The following is an 18,604-nucleotide window of genomic DNA, read 5'->3' on the forward strand; positions in this document are numbered from 1 at the left end:
CGCCGTCGTCCAAGCGACTGGCACGGCAGCGCCGTCCAGGGGTGATCGTGGCGGCGGTACTGCTGTTGGTGCTGGCTGTGGCGGCCAACGTGTACCTGTTCCGCTCCTCGGGCGAACGGGTCTCGGTCGTCAGGGTGGCACGTGATGTCGCGGTCGGGCACAAGATCACGCAAGCCGATCTCGACAGGGCTCGCGTCCCGGTGGTGCCGGGCGTGACCGTGATCCCGAGCCGCCAACTCGAGCAGATCGTCGGGCAGCGGGCCGCCGTGGGGCTGCGGAAGGGAACGCTCCTGGCGGCATCGCAACTGACGACGGAACAGAGCCCTCCTGAGGGACGGGCACTGGTCACCGTGCCGTTGAAAGCGAGCGCGATACCGCCCGGGCTGGCTCCCGGCTGGAGTGTCCGGGTGGTGTTCACCTTCGGCAATCAGGGACAGGAACCCGTGGCCGGCGTTTCGGAGAGCCGCGCACAGACCACCGCCCTGCGGGATGTCGCCGCGGTGGTCGATGAGGTGGACGGACCGGACGCCGAGGGCGCGATGACGGTGTCCTTGATCGTGCCCGATGCCGACAGCAGCGCCGTGGCGCGGCAGGCGGCCGCTGGGATGGTCGTCCTCGTGGTGACGGAAAGGCGGGGTTGACCGTGGCGCTGCATTGCATGGTCTCGCCGGGCGGATCGCCGGGCGTCACGACTACCGCGTTGGGGCTGGCCATGACCTGGCCGAGCGAGCTGCTGCTGGCTGAGTGCGACCCGATGGGGCGCCGTGTGCTGCCGGGCTTCATGGCGGACCGGCTTCGCGAGTCGGCCGGCTCGGGGTTGCTCGGTTTGGCGATGGCCGCCGAGTCGGGGTCGGCCGCTCGGCTTCCGCTGGAGGAGTATGTGGTCCCTGTTCCGGGCGCGGACTTCGTGGAGCTGCTGCACGGTGTCCGCGATCCTCGGCACGGTGTGCGCCTTGGGTCGTTGTGGGGCCGACTGGCCGGGGCGTTGGTGTCTCGGCCGGGTGATGTGATCGCGGACCTGGGGCGCATTGGTGGGCAGGACACGCCGGATGACTTGCTGCGGGCCGCGCAGACCGTGGTCATGGTGTTGAAGCCGACGTTGACGCAGGTCGATGTCGCCGGGCCGCGCCTCGATGCCCTGAGGGATCTGGTGGACGATCGCGTGACCATCGGGTTGTGTCTGCTCATGGATGGGCCATACAGCGCGGCGGAGGTCGAGCGCGTTCTTGGGACACCGGTGCTGGCCGAGCTGCCGTGCTCGCCCGCCGACGCCCAGGTGCTCTCCGATGGTGCTCGGCCCCGCAGGACCTTCAGGACTTCGCTGCTTCTTCGCTCGTTCAAATGTCTCGGCCGGCGCCTCCGGGCGACCAACGAGTCATTGTCGACGGATGATGGAGGCGAGCGCAGCCCGGTTCTATCCGGTGCTGGCGCTTGGGGTGACCGGTGAGCGCGTCCGGCTGGACGTTCGCCAGGCCGGAGGGAGTCCGCTATGCCGACCCCACGGCGGCGACACCACCTGAAGAGGCGGGTGACGCGGACGTATGGGCGGCCGTCCGTGACGTCTCCGCGCAGCTCGTGGACGTCCTAGTCGACGGCATCGACCGGATACGGGCACGGCAACTCATAGACACGCAGGTCCAGACTTGGGCGCATGGGCTATTGGCGTCCGGACGGGTGATGTCGGCGGAGGGACTGCGTGAGATCGCTCGGCTGGTCTTCGACCGCAGGTTCGGGCTCGGCCCGTTGCAGCCGTACCTGGACCGTTCCGACGTCGAGAACATCGTCGTCAACGGCTGCCGACAGACCTGGATCAGCTACACCGACGGCACCAAGCGACCGGGGCCACCGGTCGCCGAAACCGATGACGACCTCATCGAGTGGGTTCAACTGCTGGCGCGCCGCGGGAACACCGGCCGCGAGTTCTCCCATGCCTCGCCATTGCTGGACGCCGCGCTGTCCGACGGCGTCCGGCTGGCCGTGGTGGGCTGGGTGTCCAGGCGCCCGCATCTGGCGATCCGCGTACACCGGCTGGTGGATGTCACGCTGCGGCAGCTCACCGACATCGGCACCCTGACCGAGCCCCTCGAAGCGTTCCTGAAGGCGGCGATCCGGGCCCGACGCAACGTCATCGTGTGCGGGGAGGTCAACACCGGCAAGACGACGCTGGTGCGCGCGTTGGCCAACGAGATTCCGCCCGAGGAGCGGGTCATCACGTTGGAGAGCGACTTCGAGCTGTTTCTGGACGACCCGCGTCTGGCGCATCGCCATCACGATGTCGTCGCCATGGAGGCCCGGCAGGCCAACGCCGAGGGTGCGGGCGAGGTCCGATTGCAGGACCTGGTGCCGGCGTGCCTGCGCCTGAATCCCGACCGGGTGATCGTGGGCGAGGCGCGGCATGGGGAGCTGGCGCCGATGCTGGAGGTGATGTACTCCGGGGCGCGCGGCTCGATGTGCACCCTTCACGTCCACCGGCCGGAACACGTGTTCAGCCGTGTTGTCCAGCTCGGCCGCCGTGCCGATATCGGCCTCGGGGCCGATGACGTGCACCTGATGTTCGGGCTGGCAGAGCCCCTGATCGTCTACCTGGAGCGCGACCAGGCGAGCAACGAACGGTTCGTCTCGCAGGTGATGGAGATCGGGCCACCGGCGGACGCGGTCGAACCGACCCGCAACCTCATCTTCACTCCGGGGGCCGACGGACGAGCCACACCGGCGGGCGGTCACATCAGCGCCGCCCTGCTAGATGAACTCGTGGCGCAGGGGCTCGACCCCGAGATACTCAAGCCCAGTCCGGACGCAGGGGGCTGGCTGTGATGAGCCTGCTCGCCGCCCTGGCCGGACTGTGCGCCGCCGGGGCCGTCCTCGCGATCGTGGTTGGACTTCGGGCACCCGAGCCCGCGGAACGGCGAGTGCGCCCGCCGTCGCGGTTGCAGACGGTTCTGCGGTCGTCGGCCTGGCCTGGACGCCGTAACCGGTTGCTCGCCGCCGCCGTGGTGGCCCTCGCGGTGTTCCTGCTGTCCGGCTGGCCGGTCGCCGCCCTCGCGATGGGTGCCGGGGCGTACGCGGTTCCGCCGATGCTGTCGGGACGGGCATCGCAACGCCGGATCGCGCGCCTGGAGGCACTGGCGCAGTGGTCCCGACGATTGGCCGAGATGATGGGCGCCAGCCGCGGCCTGGAGCAAGCCTTGGCCGACAGTGCCCGCATCGCGCCCGAGGCGATCCGCGCGCCAGTGTCCGTCCTTTCGGAACGGCTGAACAACCACGCCAACACCGAGCAGGCGCTCCGGGTGTTCGCCGACGAGCTGGACGACCCGATCGCCGATCTGATCGCATGCGCGCTGGTGCTGGCCTCACGGCGGCGTGGCCCCGGGACACGAGAGGCGTTGCGCATGCTTGCCGACGCGGTGGAACACGAGGTTCTCGTCCGCCGGGACGTCGAGGCTGAACGCGCGGGGCTGCGTACGACGCTGATCGTCATCGTCGCGTCCGTCGTCGTCTTGAGCGCGTTGTTCGCCTCGTCGCAGACGTTCGCCGCGCCCTACGGCACCGCGCTCGGGCAGACGGTTATGGCCGTGGTAGCCGCGATCTACTCGGCAGGTCTTTGTTGGATGCGACGGCTGTCTGTGCTGTCGACCGGGGCGCGGTTCTTGCACACCGCACGTCGCGCGCCCGCTGATCAGGGGGCCGAGCTGTGACCGTGCTCGCCGCCTTCGCCGGGTGCTTGGTCGCTGTCGGCCTCATCGTGCTCATCGGCGAACTCCGGCCCGCGCCGCCGCGGCTGGACGCTGCCTTGGCCCGCGTCCAGCTCGTGCCGAGTCACCTGCCGACCGGCGAGCGTCTGAACACCCGGGACAGCGTAGGACGGTGGCTGGTCGACCGTGTCGCGCGTCCGGCCGGGCTGCTCGCCGTTCCCCGGACTGATCTGGCGCTGCTCGGACGCCCGGTGGAACGGTTCATGCTCGACAAGCTGACCCTGTTCATCACCGGGCTCGTCGTGCCGTCGGTCTTCAGCGGCCTGGTGGCGGTGGCCGGCGGCTCACCGTCGTGGATGTTCCCGGTTGTCGCCGGGTTCGTCCTGGCCGCGACGCTGTGGCTGGTCCCGGATTTGAATGTGCGGTCCCAGGCTCGCCAGCGCCGCCGCGATTTCCGGTACGCCTTCACGTCCTACCTTCAGCTCGTCGTCCTGGAGCGTGAGGCCGGAGCCGCGCTGAACGCCGCGCTGGAGAACCCCGCGACGATTACCGAGGGGTGGCCGTTCCAGCGGATCCACGAGGCCCTGACGCGCGCCCGGAACGCCCAGCAACAGCCCTGGCGAGCCCTCGCCCAGCTCGGCGAGGAGATCGGTGTCCGCGACTTGATCGACCTGGCGCACACGGCAGAGATCGCCGGGAGCGAGGGCGCCAAGATGCATGACGTCCTGGTCGCCAAGATCACCTCGATGCGGCACGAGGCGTCCGCCGCCGCGCGCGCCGAGGCCAACTCCCGCACCACCGCCATGTGGGTACCGACCAGCCTGCTCATGCTCGGCTTCGTGATCCTGGTCGGCTTCCCGTTCTTCTCCAAACTTCTCGCGTCCGGCTGAGCGCCCCGGACGACCGCACCAACGCATCGGGGGACCATGAGCACACTCAACGCTGCGGCGATCCGCGTAGCGCTCGCCGTCCATGACCGAGGCCAGCGACTCGCCACCGACCTGCGAGACCGCGGCGACCGGGGCTCCGGGGTCGTTGAGACGATCATCCTCGTGGCCGGATTCGCCGGGCTGGCGTTCGCCGTCTACCTGGCCGTGTCCAGCAAGGTCCACGGCTGGATCGACAAGATTCCCGGCGCAAGCGGCCCGTGACATGACCGTGCGCGAACGAGCACGAGGCCGGGACAAAGGATCGGCCACCGTCGCTACGGCCATTACCTTCCCCGTCGTCGGATTGCTGTTCCTGGCGCTCGCTCAGGCGGTCATGGTGTCAGTGGCGCGGGATGTGGCTCAGTCGGCCGCTGAAGAAGGGCTTCGCGTCGCACGTGCCCGCCAGGGCACCTTCGCCGCTGGACGCGACGCCGCAGCGTCCTTCGCCCACCACGAACCCGTCCTGGACGCGCCCAGCGTCACCGTGTCCGGTGCCAACACCGTCACCGTGCGGGTGGCCGGGCGCGCGCCGTCGCTGCTGCCGGGCGTCAACATCACCGTTACCGGCACCGTGCGCGGCACCCGTGAACGTTTCACCACCCCAGGGCCGACGTGATCGCGGGGAACGGGACGCCGGAACGTGCGGACCGGGCTGGCGACGCGGGCAACGCGGTCGTAGAGACCGCGATCCTCGCACCAGTGTTCATCACGCTCCTCGCCGGCCTGCTCGTGGTGATGCGGGTGACGCACGGCAGTGCCGTAGTCGCACAAGCCGCCGCCGATGCCGCGCGGCAAGCGTCCATCGCCCGCACCGCCCACCAGGCGCGGGCCGAGGCGAACACCAGCGCCATGAGCACCTTGCGCGACCGCGGCCTGCATTGCGCGCCCTCGATTCGACTCGACCTGTCGGGCTTCAACCGTCCGGTCGGACAGCCGGCCACGGTGTCGGCGCAGGTGACCTGCGTAATCCGGCTCAGTGATGTCGGGCTGCCCGGGATGCCCGGTGCCCGGACGGTCACCAAGACCCATCGGTCTCCCATCGACCCCTACCGGGGCACCCGATGACCAGGCGCCTGCGCCGACTCCGGCAACGACCCGAGCGCGGAAGCGTGAGCGTCTTCGCCGTCATCATCACGCTGGTCGTCGTGGTGTTCTTCGGTGCCGTCGTCGACTTTGAGCAGGCCCTCGAAGCCCGGCAAGACGCCAACACCGTTGCGCAGGAAGCCGCCCGTGCCGGAGCCGGACGAGTCGACCGGAACCGCGCCTACACCCGTGGACAGTTCGTCGTGGACCGTGAGGCCGCGATCCGATCGGCGCGCGCCTACCTGCGGTCCAGCGGCTACAGCGGCACCGTGACCACGTCCGGAACGCGCGCCATCCACGTCCACGTCACCACCACCCGCCCCGCACGGTTCCTGCCGGTGATCGGGATATCCGTCCTGCGCGCCGACGGTAGCGCGACCGCGAACCTGACCACCGGAGTGGAAGGAACCCGCCAGCCGTGACCTACACCGGACGCAGCCGCCTCGCCGACTTCGCACGCGGACTCACCGCTCTTGCGGTCTTCCTGTTCTTCCTAGTCGGCTTTCCTGCCGCGATGTACGCCATGGGTGGCTCTCCCATCCCGGACCGGATCCCGTCCTGGGAGGAGGTCAGCGCGACCCTGATGCGGCAGGACACCGACCAGAGAGTGTTCCTGGCCACGATCTGCCTCATCGGCTGGGCCACATGGTGCCTGTTCATCGTCATCGTCTGCGCCGAGGCGGTGAACTACCTGGCCGGACGCTCCCGGCCCGCCGCGCCGCGCCCGGTCCGGCCGCTCCAAGAACTGGTCCGGAACCTGGTCGCCACGGCCACTCTCACCTTCAGCGCCGTCGCCTCCCTCAGCGCTTCGGCCTCTGCCACTGCCGCGACGCACACGCACACTGTCACCGCCGATGCCCATCCCGCCGTTCCAGACGTGGGCTCCCTATCGCCCAGGCAAGACACACCGCCACGGGAACCAACCGAAGCTGAATGGACGCCGCTGCTCGCCGACGAACCCACAGCCCAGCCGAAGCCCGACCACCACGAGGCGCGAACCCACGTCGTCAAGCGAGGCGAGACCCTCTGGGGCCTCGCCGATCGCACCTACGGCTCCGGCGACCAATACCCCGAGATCTTCAAAAGCAGCCGGAACATCGACCAACCCGAGGGAATCCCCGCACTGACCGACCCCGACGTCATCCACCCGGGCCAACGCGTACGACTCCCACGCCCCAACGCGCCGGGTGGCACGCCTTCCCCCTCGCGACCGGCCTCGCCGCGTGCAGGTGCACACACGGCCCCATCCGAGCAGGGCAAGCAGAGCGGTACCCGCGCCCCCACTCCACCCGGTTCTACGTCCGGCAAGGCGACAGAGTCGCTGGTGCAGAGCCCGGTCGTGGCGCCGCCCGCCGAGCACTCCAACAGCCCAGCACCCTCGACATCGATCGACCTGGATGATGCGGGCTCGCCCTTGGCGATCTCCCTACCCTCCGGCTCGCGCATCGGCCTCGGTCTCGCCGCCGCACTCAGCGTGGCCGTAGCCGCCACCCGCCTGCACCGACGCCGCCGGCGTCCACTGAAAAGCGATCCCGAGGCCGCCGAGCACGTTCCCGAACCCCCGATCCCAGCCCCAGTCCTGAGAGCCCGCAAAGCGCACCTGGACACGTACGTCGTTCGCGAGGCGCCCGTACCGTCCGACCCGGAACTCATCCGCAAGGACCTACTCACCCCGGAACCCGATCACCTCGTCGTGGGCACCCGCGACGGCCAGGCCGTCACGATCCCCCTGGCAGGTCTCAGCCTCGGCCTGTCCGGGAACGGCGCGCACGCTGCCGCCCGAGCCATCATCACCGAACTCCTGGCCAAGGCCCACCGTTACCGAGCCGAGGTCATCATCCCGCAGCCCGACGCACAGGCGCTCTTCCCAGGCGACGACATCACCGACCTGTCCACGGCCCACGACGGATTGACCCTCAAGTCCTCCCTGCACGAAGCCATCAACCATCTAGAAACGGAACTCCTCCGTCGTGGCCGAATCCTGGAGACAACCGAACAGCCCGATGTAGCCGCACTACGCGCCGACGACCCTGCCGAGCCATTGCCGACCGTGCTGCTGGTCGCCTCCATACCCTCCGACAACGCACGGGTGGACGCCCTCGCGACCCTCGGGTGCCGCTTCGGCCTCGGCGTCCTGGTGCTCGGTGCTTGGACGTCCGGCACCAGCGTGGAACTCGCCACCGACGCGACCGTCACGAACACTGACGGCCCCAATGCCGCGCGGTTCACCCGGGCCAGCCTGTTCCACCTCACCACCGACGATGCCGCAGAGATGCTCCGGACCATCCGAACCGCCACCGGCACCGAAGCACCCTCGCCAGCAAACACCGGCCCCACGCCCGAATCCGAGGCTCCCTCGGCCATCGTCCCGCCGCCGCGCCCATCCGAAGGCGCATCGCGCCGCCCGGTCAGTCTGGAAGTGCTTGGGGACGTTCGTCTCTCCACTGCGGACGGCCCGATCAAGACGGGGCTACGCCAGCGTGCCCGCGACCTACTCGCCTATCTCGCCCTCCACCCGGATGGCGTCACTCGTGACCGGGCCAGCGCCGACCTTTGGGCAGATGAGAGCCCCCAAACCGTCATCTCGGCCTTCAACACCGCCGTCACGAACATCCGTAACGTCCTCCGGAGCACGACCGGACTCAGCAGTCCCATGTACGTCATCCACAGTGCTGGCCGCTACCGCATCGATCCCGACGTCGTCGACATCGACCTCTGGCAACTGACCGGCGCCCTTGCCGATGCCCAACAAGCCGACGACGACGCCGCCCGGATCAGGGCGCTCACGCTCGTGGCCGACCGCTGCGCCGGTGAGTTCGCCACTGGCCTCACACAGCCATGGGCCGAGGCCCATCGCGAATTCCTGTGCCGCACCGTCGGCGACGCCCTCGTGAACCTCGCCCGGCTCATTCAGGAAGACGATCCGGAGCGGGCGCTGATGGTGCTTGAACAGGCCATCACTCGCGATCCCTACTCCGAGCCCCTCTACCGACACGTCATGCGGCTACAAGTCCGTCTCGACCGTCTGGACGCCGTCCGCCGTACCTACGGACTCCTCACGGCCCGCCTCGATGAACTCAACGCCGAACCCGACGATGAGACTCGTAAGCTCGCCAGTTCCGCAATGCGGACGTCGAACCGACCCTAAGGACGGAGCCTGCGCTCAACACACGCGCGAACGCTGGCTTCCTGCAAGCATCCGGTAGGGGCTTGTGCACGGGCGGCGCGTTGTCAGGACCGAGGGGATGTGATCGGCTATCGGCGTGGACGTCGACCAGTTCTTCAGTTACGGGCCGCGCGCTCCATTCGAAGTCCAGCAGGTCTTCACCGACCGAGAAGGGCCGATCCGGGCCTTTCGGGACCGGTTCGTCCAGCTGTCCGGACGGTCGTGGACCGTCGACGAACTGCTCGATTTCCAGCGGCCGGCGTCCAACCTCATCGCCGTGTCCGGCGAGGGCGGGATCGGCAAGTCCACGCTGGCCCGCCACGTCGCAGAACTGGCGGTGACCGGGAAGCTGGACGGGTTGCCGCCGCGCGGCGCGCGAGCGGTACTGGACTTCGCCGACCCGGCCAGTTCCAGCTTCGAGGCCGTCCTGCTGCGGGTACGCGCCGCCCTCGCGCCGCTGGCCAAGTCCTGGCCCGCGTTCGACGTCGCGCTGGCCGTCTACTGGCAGCGCAAGCACCCCGGGGAGTCGCTGACGGCGGTTCTGCAGAAGGAGACCACGGCGGAGTCACTCGGGGTCGCCGAGCAGGTCGGAGACGCTGTCGATCAACTTCTGGGCGGTTTCGGCGCGCTCTCGGTGGCCTATTGGGCGCTGAACCTCCTCGGTAAGACCGCTACGCAGAAGGCCCGGCTGAAACGGCTGCGTGCCGACTTGCCGGCCCTCGATCCGATCCTCGGCGAGCAGGACCCGGATCGGATGCTGGGCTACATGCCGGTGCTGCTGGCCGCCGACCTGGAGCGAGCCAGGCGCAAGAACCCGTCGCTGGCGCTGTGCGTGCTGGACACGCTGGAGAACGTCCAGCGTCCGCCCACCGAACGCGGCGGCCTGGAGGACCTGGTCTCGCGGCTGGTGTATCTGATGCCGAACGTGGTGTTCATCGCGGCCGGGCGACTCGCGCTGCGCTGGCACGACCCGGGCAAGGCCGTCGCCTTGACCTACGGTGGGGAGCGCCGCTGGCCGGGACTCGCCCACGACGACCAGCTCGGCCTCGGCGGGTTTGACACGGCATCAGCCGAGACGTATCTGACGACACGGCTCACCATCGACGGAACCCCCGCGATCGGGCCCGAGATCCGGCAACGGATCATCGCCGGGTCGGGTGGCTCACCGCTCTACCTCGATCTATCGGCCGAGCTGTTCGGGCAGTACCTCGCGCGGGGAGAAGTCCCGCCCGCGGACGTGTTCGGGCTGGGCTTCCCTGAGCTGGTCCTGCGGACGATGCGGGATCTGTCCGCGACCGACCGCGACCTGCTGCGGGCCGCATCGCTACTGGAGGCGTTCGACGAGGACGTCCTGCACGCGGTGCTGCCGCATCTGCGGCTCCGGCAGATCGAGAGATTCGTTCAGCGCCCGTTTGTCCGGCGAGACGAGACGGTGTGGCCGCCGTACCGGCTGCACGAGAACCTGCGCCGCAGCGTCATCGACTGCGACTCCGACACCGACGACGGCTGGACACAGACCGAGCGCGCCCGCAACACCGAACGGGCCATCGAGCACCTGACGCGTGCCGCGCTGACGGTCTGGGACGACGACGCCGATCACCCACTGCCCTTGGGCGTGCGGAGCAGGCAATGCGTGGCCGCGTTCCTGCTGGTCCTCAGCGCCGCAGACGAGCAACGGCTCACGCCGGAGTCCCTCGGTGATGTCGCCTACAGCCTCACCGTGCTCGGGCATTGGCAAGTCCTGTCGTCTCTGCCCGAGCTGCCCGCGTCACCCGAGCTGGACCGGTTGACAGCCGTCGCGCGACTGACGGCCCGCGGTGACGTCAACGCCGAGGACCGCTACCGCGAGCTACGCGAGCTGATCGGCGAACCCGACGGACCGTTCGCCGACTACTACCGGCACGAGCTGGCGAGCCGCGCGCACATCATCGGACGGGTCGAAGAGGCCGCCGCGCACCTGTCCGGCATCGACCCCACGTCCCTGATCGGTGCGAACGCGCGGTTCGGTCTGGCCGACAACGCGCTACGCCGTAGCGACTACCGGTCTGTGGCGCGGCTGATGGACGGCGCATCGCAGAACGGCCCGGACCAGGTGCGGGCCGCCGACCTGCTCGGCCACGCACACCTGCAGAACGCCCGGTTCGCCGAGGCCGCTCGCTTCTTCGAAACGACATTGGAGGCGGCACGCGAAGCCAGCGCCCCCCTGTGGGAAGCTCGCGCGCTGCGGCACCTGCTCCTGGCCTTGATGTGGTTCGACCCCGACCGCACGCTGGCGCTCCTCGGCCGGGCACGCGAACTCAACACCACGGCCGGCGAACCGATCGGCCTCGCCCAGTGCGACATGGCCGAGGCGATGGCCCGCGCGCTGCGAGGCGAACGCCGCACCGCCGCCGAACTCCTGGACGCGGCGGCGCACCGGTTCGGTGAGCTCGGGGCCACCCGCGAACTGCTGCCCGTCGAGGCGCTGCAGATCCTCCTCGATGCCTCCAGCGGACGTACGGAGCAGGCCGCCCGCACCGCACAAAGGCTAGGCGAGGACTGCCTTCCCATCTGGAAGCCGGTCACCCGGTCCTGGGCCGGGCTAGACGCCGACTTCACCGCCATCCAATGGCTGGACAACCCCGAATCCGCGCGACGTCGCTGGTCGCAGGCACTGTCGCGACTACAGGCACCGATCTGCGGCCCGCTGGACGTCGGCGACCGGCACAGCCTGATCCCGACCGGCCGCGTACCCGACACGCTGGTTGAGGCCGCGATCCGCGGCGCGATGGCCAGCCCGGCGTTCGACGGCCCGCGTGACCTCGGTGCCGCGCTGGCGACGTTCGGTTCCGATGGCGTCGTGCCGGGCGTGCGGACGGTGGTGAAGGTGCGCCGGCGGCTGCACGAACGCCTGGAGACCGTCCATGCCTTCGAGGAGCTACGCGTCACGGCCGGCGTCCTGGCGCCTCGCCTGCTCGACGCGGGAACGGCCGGAGAAACCTGGTGGGCTGTCCTGGAACGCCTCCCGGGTATGCCCGCGGACCGTCCGACACCCGCACGTCAGCGGGACCTGGGCCACCAGCTCCGGCTCTGGCATTCCCGGCCACCCAGCGAGGGCCTGCGCCTGGACGACCCCGGCGCGCTGGGCGTTCTGCTCGGCTGGGCACGGACCTCCGTACCTAACGCCTACCCGGCCATCGCCGAACAGGTCGACGCAGCATGCCGAGGGCTCCCCATGACCGCGATCCACGGCGACGTCGCCGTCTGCCACAACACCCTCTTCGACGGCGACACCCTGACCGGGCTGCTCGACCCGGGCGCGACCGAGGCAGGCCCTCCGATGCTCGACCTCGCATGGTCGCTGGCCGTCGACATGCCGCGCGGAGTGGAACCCGACTCCCTCCTGGACGGTTACGGTCACGACGGCGTTGACCAGGACGCTCTAGCGGTGCTATTGCCGCTGATGATGCTGCGCCGCCTCATCGACGCCCCAGCCCTCGGGCTCGCCGATACAGACGGAGCATGGATCACGGGATGGCTGCGCGACCACCGCCCCGACCTGCTCACCCTCACTCGATGAGCCCGGCCCGGCGGGCGCACGCGTACGGGATGTAGTTGTCCAGCACGTTCGCAGGCACCGAGAGCCGCTCATACAAATCGGACTCATCATCGCGTGCGTAGAAGCGGTTGAGACCATCGAACAGCGCGAGTCTGTACCCGGCCGCCAGGACATAAGGCTCCCACTCCTCGTGACTCGGCCGGGCCGTTAGCGGAACCGTCGCCTCGACCACGATCACCCGCGGACGCCACACCCGCAGGTCAGCCGACCGCAGGACGGCAGCCTCAGACCCCTCCACATCGACCTTCAACAGATCGAAACCCTCTTCCGCGTGTGCGCTGAGGATCGCCTCCAGGGTGACGACCTCGACCCGTAGTTCCTCGTGGCGCCAGCCGTCCGCGAGATGCCCACCCAAGACATCCCTGCGCAGGGTGCTGAGCCCGCCACCGCCCGTCTTTCCTGGTCCTGGGACGACCCGGAAGAACTCTGCGGCGCCCGGCTTATCTCCAGCGGCTACACACAGGCTCACGTCGCGGGGCCGGGCCTGACGAAGGCGCGCGTGACGCTCGGGCAATGGCTCGATATTGACCCCTCGCCAACCCAGACCGTCCACAAGGTTCTTCGTCAAGGAGCCGCTGACGGGCTCGCCAGCGCCGACATCCACGAAGAACCCACCCCGACGGCCGGCGAAGGCGCGCATCAGCACGACGTCCTCCGCGTTCCCCGCGTACGCGATCAAGTCGTAACCACTCACACTCGCCAACCTACGGCCGCTTCGTCGGCCCCCAGTTTGAGCCCACGCGCGTCAGTCTCGGCCCGCGCTTCTACTAACGAGAGACGGTCGGCCGCCTGTCTAGCGGCGAAGGCCGTTTCCAGTAGGACTTTGCTCGTCCGTGCTTCAATGGCGGCTATGCGGTTGCTGGTCGTGGGCGGGTCCTGGTTCGTCGGGCGGGAGATCGTCTCTGCTGCCATCCATCGGAATGCGGAGGTCACGGTCTTCAACCGAGGACGTTCTGGCCCTGTGCCGAGCGGTGTCAACTTCGTTCAAGGGGACTGGGAGAATCACGCGGATCTTCTGCGGTTGGCGGAAAACGGTCCGTGGGACGCGGTGCTGGATGTGGCGGGATCGGTGCCCGCTATCGTCCGCGATGTCGCGCGGGCATTGGCTCCCGTCACTCGGCGCTACGTCTTCATATCAACGATCTCTGCCTATCGAGACTGGCCGTACGAGCCGGTGGACGAGGCGTCTCCGCTCTGGGACGGCGATCCTGATTATGAACCAGGTACACGGCGGTGGGATCCGGATGCCTACGGCCCGTTGAAGGTCGGGTGTGAGAAGGCGATCCGCCGCGAATTCGGTGATGACGTCCTGACTATCCGGCCCCACGTCGTACTGGGGCCTCGCGAATACGTAGGGCGCCTCCCCTGGTGGTTGGGGAGGATCGCTCGGGGCGGGAGGGTGCTGGCCCCAGCGCCGGCTGATCGCGGTTTTCAACCCGTGGACGTCCGGGACCTCGCCGAGTTCACCGTTGATCGAGCGATGCGAGGGGACGCCGGTGTCTTCAACGTCGCGGCTCCTGTGGGACGTGACACCTACGGCGACTTCTTGGACGCTTGCGCTGAGGTTACCGGCAGCTCGGCTGAGTTCGTCTGGGCGGACGAACAGTGGCTTGTGAAGCGGGGCGTCACGGAATGGACGGAACTTCCGCTCTGGCGGGCATTGCCGACTGCCTGGAGTATGGACACCGGTCGCGCTCAGGCTGCGGGGCTGCGCACCCGCCCGCTTCTGGAGACCGTGTGCGATACATGGGCTTGGCTGCAAGCCGGTGGGCGCCCAATAGACCATGAGCGTTTCGCGGAACATGGCATCGATCCCGAACGCGAAGAGCGGCTACTGGCGGAGTGGGACCGGGTCAGCTCCCGGGCACCAGGTTCTTGATGAAGGCCCGATTGACTGCGGGGTCTCGGTAACCGGTGGCGTAGCGGGACCGGGGCCGATATCCGGCGCTGACGTAAAGGGTGAGCGCGGCGGTATTCCGAATGCCGGTTTCGAGGATCACCGACTTGAACCCCGCGTGGGCGGCATGCCGCTCGAGTTCGTTGAGGATGAGACGGCCCAGACCACTACCCCGCAGCTCCGAAAACGCGAACATCTTCTTGACTTCGACCGTCTTCGCCGTGACGTCGTGTGTCCGGTAGCCGCCGCACGCGACCGGTGTTTCGCCGTGGTAGGCGACGAGGAACAGCCCCTCGGGAGGCACGTACACCGCGGGGTCGGCTTCGACCGGATCGGCGTAGCCGTAGCGTTCGACCTGGTCGTCAAAGAGAGCGCGGACAAGGGCAGCGGCGTCCGGGTGGTCATACGCTCGCTGCTGAAGGGTGACCTGACGGGGGTCGAAGGGCGTATCTGAAGCGCGGGTACTGCTATTGATCATGCTCGGGGCAACGCTGAGTCGAGTTCCGGTAGGAAATCCGAGACTACCTCGGAGCGCTTGCGTCGAGCGAACGCGGGGCGGAGCCCCCGAAGATAGGCGATGCCTCGGATGGACTGGACTTCCCGGAGCCGTGTCAGGGTGGCCCGTGCGGTGTGTACCGCAGCGTCGAGGTCGCCGTACATCAGATGTGCCTTGGTGAGGAAGGAGCCGTGCAGGAGGGCGGACCGTGGATAGTCGGGCCGTGCCCCGACCTCGGAAATCGGAGTCAGGAGTCCGATGGCCTCGCGGAGCAGCGCCTTCCGGCCGACTGGAGTTCGCTCGGCGAGCACGATGAGCGCTTGCCCGGCCTCCGAGATCAGCTGCTCGGGTTCCAGATAGTAGAGGTAAGAGGGAGCGTCGTCCGGGCGGTGCCGGTCCAGCAGCGAGCGGGCTGCATCGGATGCCGCCCGGAACCCGGATAGGTTGCCGGCTGCGGCGTAGGCGGTCGCCTTCCTGCCGAGCACGCGAGCCTGTAGCACGGGGACCTTGGGGCATGTCTGCTCGGCGGCCGCGGAGATGTTCACGGCTTCGGGGCCGTGCCCTGAGAAGGCTGAGACGTACGAGAGCATGCCGATGGCGTTCGCCGCGCGGCCGTGCTCACCCAGCCCTCTGGCCACCCATTCGCTGAGCAGCAGATACCGCTCCGCCGCGCCCTGGCGCCCGGCGTCGAAATGTACCCAGCCGACGAGCTGGGCGAGGTCGGCCAGGATCGTGAGGAGCTGCCTGCCGATGGACGGCTCGTAGTCCGCCGAGCGGACGAGGTCCAGCACAGTCCGGAGCTGGCCTGTGATGTAGCGCAGGCTCAACGCTCCGCCGCCATGCCGATCATCCAGCTTCCGTAAGGCCGTGACGTGCCCGGCGATGACGTCGACCTGAGGTTGAAGAACTTGTTCCCGGTGCGAAACAGCGGGCGTCGTCCATCGCAGCGTGGCTTGTAGCCCCTGATGGACGGCGGCGGTGAGGGCGACCCCGTTGGCCGATGCCACGTTCGTGTTTGACCCGGCGCTGAGCGCGGCGAGCTCGTCGAGCGCCGCGAGCGGGTCGTCCACCGTCTTGAAACCACCCAGCCCGTCTACTGCGGCCAGCGAACCGGGATCGGTCGTCAGATGGGCAGGCCAGAGCTCATCGACGGAGACCGGAGAGCCGAGCTTTTCGGACAGGACCGCAGCGGCCACCGAAGGAATCGGGGCATATGGCTTGTATCCATGACGTACCCATGAATACGGCGCGGTCACATCAATCCGCCGGTCGCTGAGATTCCTGCCGTCCAGCCATCGGTTGATCTCGATGGCGAGCTGACGTGGATTCAGTCCTGCGTGTGCGAGCGCCAAAGCCAGTGCCGACGACTCTTCGGGCATCGGGCCTCCCACCACTGGCGTCCTTGGGGAACGGTAGCCCCACGACTACGGCAAATGAAGTGTCCAGCGAGTGCATTCTCGCCGACCTTCACGACCTTCACGAGGTGATCCGGCAGCTTCACGACGTTCACGTCGCGCTGCGCTACCGGACGACAACACGCCCTGGTCGACTGAGGGTGCAACGGCCGGCGACAACGGCCCACGACGACAAGGGGAGGTGTGACTGTGGTCCGGACGCGACGAACGTGGCTTGGCGGCTCAGAGGCGTATTCAGCGGCTTACGACGTTCCTCCCGGCGGATCGACCGCACAACTCCGTTCAGACCACGGTCTGATCGCGGATGTTCTTCCAGCCGGACGGGCTGGACGGGGTGCCAGGGCCGTCCTTCGTGAGGCACTGGAGGCCGCCGGCGTGTGCGAGTCCGGGATCGCGGACGCGGAACTGGCGGTCGGTGAACTGGCCGCGAACGCTGACACCCATTCCCGAGGCCCGTACGAGATTCGTATCTTGCTGGCCGGTGGTCACCCAGTTTGGTGCGAGGTGATCGACGCCGACGAGGACCTCGCCGGTATCCCGGAAATGTTCACCAAACTTCGTTCTGACGTTCCGGCCAGTGATGCGGTTCATATCGAAGAGCCGCCGCAGGAGAATGGTCACGGCCTGATGATCGTGCACCAGCTTTCTGGCGGTCGGTGTGGTGCCTTCCCGACGGTGATGCACACAACCGGGCTTCCCGGCAAGGCGGTGGGTTTCGCTCTCCCCGGAAGCGCCCCCAGACAAGGGCAAGGGCCCTCGCTGGGTGGTGCCTTGTGAGCGCCGGCGAGATGGTGTTCGACTTGCGCGGCGATGAACCGTCCGGGCGGCCCCCCGATCATGCACACGAGTTGGTCGAGCGCCTCACCAGCCGGGGGTTACGCGCATCGAGCGCGCCGCTCGTGGGGAGCCCCGTGGGTGCGAGCGCGGTCTCCGCCCAGCGCACGGACGTCCGCCCCTACGCGGGTCGCCTGGTGGTGCTGCTGCCGGGCCCCCGCGATCCCGGCGAGCTGTTCTGGCACTGGCAGCGGCCACTGCGCAACGCACCGATCGGTGCCCGGTGGTTCCAGCCATTCTGTCGCGGTGGTGACGTCGTCACGGCGGCCGAGAACATCGCTGCCGCGATAGATGCTGACGTGCGCGCCCGTACCCGCCTGCTGCACGCGTCGGCCTCCCGGCTGGACGCGCCAGAGGAGCCCGACGGTGAGGTTCTGGTCTACGTCGGGCACCGTGTGCACGCGCTGGTGAGCCGGATGCTGGAGCGCCTCAAGATCATTGAGAACGACCTGGAGGATCCCGATCTGCTCGCGGATCTGTACGGGATCGATCATCTGGCGACCCAACTGCGCCGGGCGGCCGAGCGGTCGGCGGTGCTGGGCGGGCGTACCGCGCGTCGTGCCGCCGCGCCGATGCCGATCTCGACGGTGCTGCGGCAGGCGATGGCCGAGGTCGAGGCGTTTCAGCGGGTCCGACTGACACTGCCGGACGACGATGTGGAAATCCCGGGGTACGCGGGGCCAAGCGTGATTCACATCCTGGCGGAGCTGGTGGAGAACGCCACCCGCTTCTCGGGAACCACGGTGCGGATGGTGACGGTCCCTGCACCCGGGGGCCTGGGCGTGGAGATCCGTGACGAGGGTGAGCTGGCGTTGTCGGCCGAAAGGCTTACCGTGGTCCGGCGGATCTTGGCTGAGCCATTCCAGATCAGCTTGCGCGAGCAAGTCCGGCTTGGGCAGGTCGGGCTTCTGGTCGCGGCCCGGCTGGCCGCCCGGTACGGCATCCAGATCGAGCTGCACCCGAAAGCGCCAGGGATGCGCGCGCTGGTGGTCCTGCCGCGCAGCCTGTTGGCGTCCCCGGTGCCCGCCGTTGGGTCGCCGTGCGTGTCCGCGGGCCCCCGTACGCCCGTCCCGACCGGCCCTCCCACGTCTGCGCCACTGCGGCCATCCCCACACGATCCGGCTCTGTCCGGTGCGGCCACGGACGGGTCGTCGGCTGGTGAGCAACCTGCGCCGCTCGACCCAGTGGCGTCCACCGACCCGTCGGCGCAGACAGCGGGTCACCGCCCCCCACTCCCTCGACGTGCTAAGCGACGCCTCGCTTCGAGCGGGACGCCACAGCCGACCCCCGAGCCCTCCCCGGCGCCTGTATCGGCGCAGCCGCCAAGACCGGAGCTGATGGCGCGCTTCGCCTCCGGCGTCCGGCGCGGGAAAGGCGACCAGCGGTACGGCGACACCCATGAGCCGGAGACCGGCTGACCCCCGCCCCAGGCGTTTGACACCTATGGAGACACGCAGATGACGACCCCCACACCCCCACCTGCCCCGCCACTCC

17 protein-coding genes are annotated in these 18,604 nt (G+C 68.8%); 14 read left to right on the top strand and 3 right to left on the bottom strand.

Annotated features, from left to right (window positions below; translation table 11 throughout):
* Window positions 1-47: 47 nt before the first annotated feature.
* The 11 genes from SM611_RS31710 (at window position 48) to SM611_RS31760 (ending at window position 12,429) form a co-directional block, all read left to right on the top strand.
* Complete coding sequence (locus SM611_RS31710; RefSeq protein ID WP_371953997.1) at window positions 48-641, top strand: SAF domain-containing protein; 594 nt, start codon at window positions 48-50, stop codon at window positions 639-641.
* A complete protein-coding gene (locus SM611_RS31715) occupies window positions 638-1,447 on the top strand; it encodes a hypothetical protein (protein WP_371953998.1) in 810 nt (269 codons plus the stop codon). The genes SM611_RS31710 and SM611_RS31715 overlap by 4 nt, the downstream gene beginning before the upstream one ends.
* Window positions 1,444-2,814, top strand: a complete 1,371-nt coding sequence (locus SM611_RS31720; RefSeq protein ID WP_371953999.1) for a TadA family conjugal transfer-associated ATPase — start codon at window positions 1,444-1,446, stop codon at window positions 2,812-2,814. The genes SM611_RS31715 and SM611_RS31720 overlap by 4 nt, the downstream gene beginning before the upstream one ends.
* Entirely contained in the window at window positions 2,814-3,695 is an 882-nt protein-coding gene (locus SM611_RS31725; RefSeq protein ID WP_371954000.1) for a type II secretion system F family protein, read from the top strand. The genes SM611_RS31720 and SM611_RS31725 overlap by 1 nt, the downstream gene beginning before the upstream one ends.
* Window positions 3,692-4,582, top strand: a complete 891-nt coding sequence (locus SM611_RS31730; RefSeq protein WP_371954001.1) for a type II secretion system F family protein — start codon at window positions 3,692-3,694, stop codon at window positions 4,580-4,582. Before SM611_RS31725 ends, SM611_RS31730 begins: the two co-directional genes overlap by 4 nt.
* Before the next feature lie 36 nt (window positions 4,583-4,618).
* On the top strand, window positions 4,619-4,843 hold the full coding sequence (locus tag SM611_RS31735; protein ID WP_371954002.1) for a hypothetical protein: 225 nt from the start codon (window positions 4,619-4,621) through the stop codon (window positions 4,841-4,843).
* A 1-nt stretch (window position 4,844) separates the two neighbouring features.
* A complete protein-coding gene (locus SM611_RS31740; protein ID WP_371954003.1) occupies window positions 4,845-5,237 on the top strand; it encodes a TadE family protein in 393 nt (130 codons plus the stop codon).
* The gene (locus tag SM611_RS31745) at window positions 5,234-5,686 is read left to right on the top strand and encodes a TadE/TadG family type IV pilus assembly protein (RefSeq protein WP_371954004.1); all 453 of its coding nucleotides are present in this window, start codon (window positions 5,234-5,236) and stop codon (window positions 5,684-5,686) included. Before SM611_RS31740 ends, SM611_RS31745 begins: the two co-directional genes overlap by 4 nt.
* 44 nt (window positions 5,687-5,730) lie before the next feature.
* Window positions 5,731-6,126 carry a pilus assembly protein TadG-related protein gene (locus SM611_RS31750; RefSeq protein ID WP_371954005.1) on the top strand — a complete coding sequence of 132 codons (396 nt, stop codon included), beginning with the start codon at window positions 5,731-5,733 and terminating at the stop codon, window positions 6,124-6,126.
* Window positions 6,123-8,852, top strand: coding sequence for a BTAD domain-containing putative transcriptional regulator (locus tag SM611_RS31755; RefSeq protein ID WP_371954006.1), 2,730 nt, complete (start codon window positions 6,123-6,125; stop codon window positions 8,850-8,852). Before SM611_RS31750 ends, SM611_RS31755 begins: the two co-directional genes overlap by 4 nt.
* Before the next feature lie 115 nt (window positions 8,853-8,967).
* Window positions 8,968-12,429 (top strand): hypothetical protein, encoded by a 3,462-nt coding sequence (locus SM611_RS31760; protein WP_371954007.1) that lies wholly within the window; start codon window positions 8,968-8,970, stop codon window positions 12,427-12,429.
* On the opposite strand, the gene SM611_RS31765 is transcribed toward SM611_RS31760, so the two are convergent.
* Entirely contained in the window at window positions 12,419-13,162 is a 744-nt protein-coding gene (locus SM611_RS31765; protein WP_371954008.1) for an FkbM family methyltransferase, read from the bottom strand. The two genes, SM611_RS31760 and SM611_RS31765, sit on opposite strands and share 11 nt — an antisense overlap.
* Before the next feature lie 156 nt (window positions 13,163-13,318).
* On the opposite strand from SM611_RS31765, the gene SM611_RS31770 reads away from it, so the two are divergent.
* Window positions 13,319-14,347: an NAD-dependent epimerase/dehydratase family protein gene (locus tag SM611_RS31770; RefSeq protein WP_371954009.1), complete on the top strand. Its 1,029-nt coding sequence runs from the start codon at window positions 13,319-13,321 to the stop codon at window positions 14,345-14,347.
* On the opposite strand, the gene SM611_RS31775 is transcribed toward SM611_RS31770, so the two are convergent.
* Window positions 14,322-14,843, bottom strand: coding sequence for a GNAT family N-acetyltransferase (locus SM611_RS31775; RefSeq protein WP_371954010.1), 522 nt, complete (start codon window positions 14,841-14,843; stop codon window positions 14,322-14,324). The genes SM611_RS31770 and SM611_RS31775 overlap by 26 nt on opposite strands.
* The gene (locus SM611_RS31780; protein WP_371954011.1) at window positions 14,840-16,240 is read right to left on the bottom strand and encodes an NsdA family TPR-like regulatory protein; all 1,401 of its coding nucleotides are present in this window, start codon (window positions 16,238-16,240) and stop codon (window positions 14,840-14,842) included. Before SM611_RS31780 ends, SM611_RS31775 begins: the two co-directional genes overlap by 4 nt.
* Before the next feature lie 411 nt (window positions 16,241-16,651).
* Between SM611_RS31780 and SM611_RS31785 the strand changes: the two genes are divergently transcribed.
* On the top strand, window positions 16,652-17,053 hold the full coding sequence (locus SM611_RS31785) for a hypothetical protein (RefSeq protein WP_371954012.1): 402 nt from the start codon (window positions 16,652-16,654) through the stop codon (window positions 17,051-17,053).
* Window positions 17,050-18,528, top strand: coding sequence for a histidine kinase (locus tag SM611_RS31790; protein ID WP_371954013.1), 1,479 nt, complete (start codon window positions 17,050-17,052; stop codon window positions 18,526-18,528). Before SM611_RS31785 ends, SM611_RS31790 begins: the two co-directional genes overlap by 4 nt.
* Window positions 18,529-18,604 lie beyond the last annotated feature (76 nt).

The organism is Actinomadura monticuli (genome assembly GCF_041463655.1).
In the GTDB taxonomy this organism is placed as follows: domain Bacteria; phylum Actinomycetota; class Actinomycetes; order Streptosporangiales; family Streptosporangiaceae; genus Spirillospora; species Spirillospora monticuli.